The following is a 2,716-nucleotide window of genomic DNA, read 5'->3' on the forward strand; positions in this document are numbered from 1 at the left end:
CCGCGAGGACGCCGCGACGGAGAAGACCGCGTGGAAGGCGGACATGATCGGCCGTCCGTAGCCGCGCTCGACCCGCACGGCGTGCGTGTTCATGCTGACGTCGAGGCAGCCGTTGCCGAAGCCGAGGACGAACAGGGCCCCGGCGAGGGTCCACGCGTTCGTCGCGAGACCGGGCAGGACGAGCGCGGCGGCGCACAGCGCCAGCCCGGCGGGGACCGTGCGGCGCGGGCCGAAGCGGTCGCTCAGCGGGCCCGCCGCCCGCATCCCGAGGAAGGCGCCGCCGCCGAGGAGCAGCAGGAGCCAGCCGAGGAGGGCGTGCCCGATCCCGGCGCGGTCCTCGACGGCGGGGATGTGGACGACCCACATGCCCATGACGAAGCCGTTGAGCAGGAAGACGGCGAAGGTCGCGCGGCGCGCGGCGCGCAGCGCTTTGTTCATGCCACGAACATATCTCACACGATTTCTGTGCGTAAAGGCCCCGGGAGGACGGTCCGGTACGGCGTTTCTCACACGGGAGGTGTTTACTGGGGGCGTGTCCGGGACCGAACGATGGAAGCTGATCACGCACGCGGTACGCGAGGCCGGGCGCCTGGGTGTCGCGGAGCTGGCCGCGCTCACCGGCGCCTCGGAGATGACGATCCGCCGCGACCTCGACGCGCTCGCGCGCCAGGGCGTCCTGGAGCGCTACCGGGGCGGGGCCCGCAGCCTCACGCCGCGCGGCGAGGAGGAGCCCTTCGCGGCGCGCGCCCGCGAGGGCGGCGAGGCCAAGCACCGCATCGCCGCCGAGGCCGCCGCGCTGCTCGCGGACGGCGAGTCGGTCGTCCTGGACAGCGGGACGACGTGCGTCGAGGTCGCCCGCGCGCTCGCGGGCCGCCGCCTGACCGTCATGCCGCTCTCGCTGCACGCCGCGCGCGTCCTCACCGAGGGGTACGAGGGCGCCGAACCGCCCGCGACCCTCCTCCTCCTCGCCGGTGGCGAGCCGCGCCCGGGCGAACTCGCCCTCACCGGGCCGCTCACCGAAGCCTCCCTCGCCGCGCTCCGCTTCGACACGGCGGTGCTCGGCTGCTGCGGCCTCACGGCGGCGGACGGGCTCACCGCGTACGACCTCGCGGACGCCGCCGTCAAACGCGCCGCGATCGCCTCGGCGCGCCGCGTCGTGGCCGTCACCGAGGGCGCCAAGCTCTCCCGCACGGCCCTCGCCCACGTCGTCCCGGCCGCGGCGCTGCACACGGTGGTCACCGACGACGTGGCGCCGGCCGAGGAGATCGCCGCCCTGACGGCGGCGGGGGTGACGGTCCTGACGGTCCGGGCGGACACCGCCACCGGCTGAGAGCGCGGGCGCCCGGCCCGCGCACGCCGCCCCCGCTCCCGTACACCCCACCTTTGGCGCGGACGCACCCCGCGCCCGCGCTTACCCGCGCCGCTCCCCGTGCGACGTGCCCGCGCCCGGCGCGCTCCCGGCCTCCCGCCACCCGATCACCCGCGCGCGAGGCCCCGCACACCCTCTCCGGCGACCATGACGGCCCGGCACTCCCGCCCGCGCACCACACCCTCACCCGCGCCCCTCGCCCCCCACCCCGCCCCGCCGCACTCCAGGACACGCCCACCCGTCCCCCACCTTCGCGATGTGCCCGTTTTGTGCTGATATGTGAATTCGCCGCGTCTCCCCCCACCGGACTTCCGCCGTTCCCCTCGCGTCCACCCCCCCGCCCTCCTCCCCCTTCCGCGCCTCCGCGCCAGGAGAAGCCCCCGTGAAGATCGCGTTCCTGATCAACAACGCCTACGGCATCGGCGGCACGATCCGCTCCACCGCCAACCTCTCCCGCGCCTTCGCCGACCGCCACGAGGTGGAGGTCGTGAGCGTCCACCGCTCGAAGGACACCCCGTCGATCCCCTTCGACCCGCGCGTGCGGCTGACGGCGCTGATCGACACCCGGCCCGGCTCGCGCGCGCTCACGGCGGGTCCGCTCGCGCAGCGCCCCTGCACGATGTTCCCGGGGCCCGCCGCGCCGCGCGTCTCCGGCAAGACCCTCTACTCGGCGCTGCACGACGACCGCATCGGCCGCTGGCTGCGCACGACGGACGCGGACGTCGTCATCGCCACGCGTCCCGACCTCAACGGCTACCTCGCCCGCGACGGGCAGAGCCGCTCCGTACGCGTCGGGCAGGAGCACCTGAGCCTCGCCGGGCACAGCGACGCGGTCCGTACGGCGCAGAACGGCGTGATCGGGCGGCTCGACGCCTTCGTGACCGTCTCCGAGGCCGACGCCGCCGCCTACCGCGCCGCGCTCCCCGGCGTGTCGGCGCGCATCCGCTGCATCCCCAACGGCGTGCCCGCGCCCGCCGTCGAGGGCTCCGCGCGGGACGCGGACGTCATCGTCGCGGCCGGGCGGCTCATCCCCGTCAAGCGGTACGACCGTCTCCTCGACGCCTTCGCGCTCGTGGCCGACGCTCACCCGACCTGGACGCTGCGGCTGTACGGGCGCGGCCCCAGGCAGGCGCAGTTGCGCGAGCGGATCGACCGCCTCGGCCTCTACGAGCGGGTCCGGCTCATGGGGTCCGTCGCCCCGATCGAGACGGAGTGGGCCAAGGGCTCGATCGCGGCGGTCTCCTCGGACAAGGAGTCCTTCGGGATGACGATCGTGGAGGCGATGCACTGCGGCGTCCCGGTGATCGCCACCGACTGCCCGCACGGTCCCGGCGAGATCATCACGCA

At 75.2% G+C, this 2,716-nt stretch carries 3 protein-coding genes; 2 read left to right on the forward strand and 1 reads right to left on the reverse strand.

What is annotated here, in order from left to right; all coding sequences use genetic code 11:
* Positions 1-438, reverse strand: a 438-nt coding sequence (locus tag SSBG_RS34110; RefSeq protein ID WP_037868749.1) for an MFS transporter, incomplete at its 3' end; no start/stop codon positions are given.
* Positions 439-532: 94 nt separating this feature from the next.
* Between SSBG_RS34110 and SSBG_RS02345 the strand changes: the two genes are divergently transcribed.
* On the forward strand, positions 533-1,330 hold the full coding sequence (locus SSBG_RS02345; protein WP_037868750.1) for a DeoR/GlpR family DNA-binding transcription regulator: 798 nt from the start codon (positions 533-535) through the stop codon (positions 1,328-1,330).
* A gap of 421 nt (positions 1,331-1,751) precedes the next feature.
* Positions 1,752-2,716: glycosyltransferase (locus tag SSBG_RS02350; RefSeq protein WP_008744634.1), on the forward strand; the 965-nt coding region annotated here is incomplete at its 3' end.

It is taken from the genome of Streptomyces sp. SPB074, from assembly GCF_000154905.1.
Taxonomy (GTDB): Bacteria; Actinomycetota; Actinomycetes; order Streptomycetales; family Streptomycetaceae; genus Streptomyces.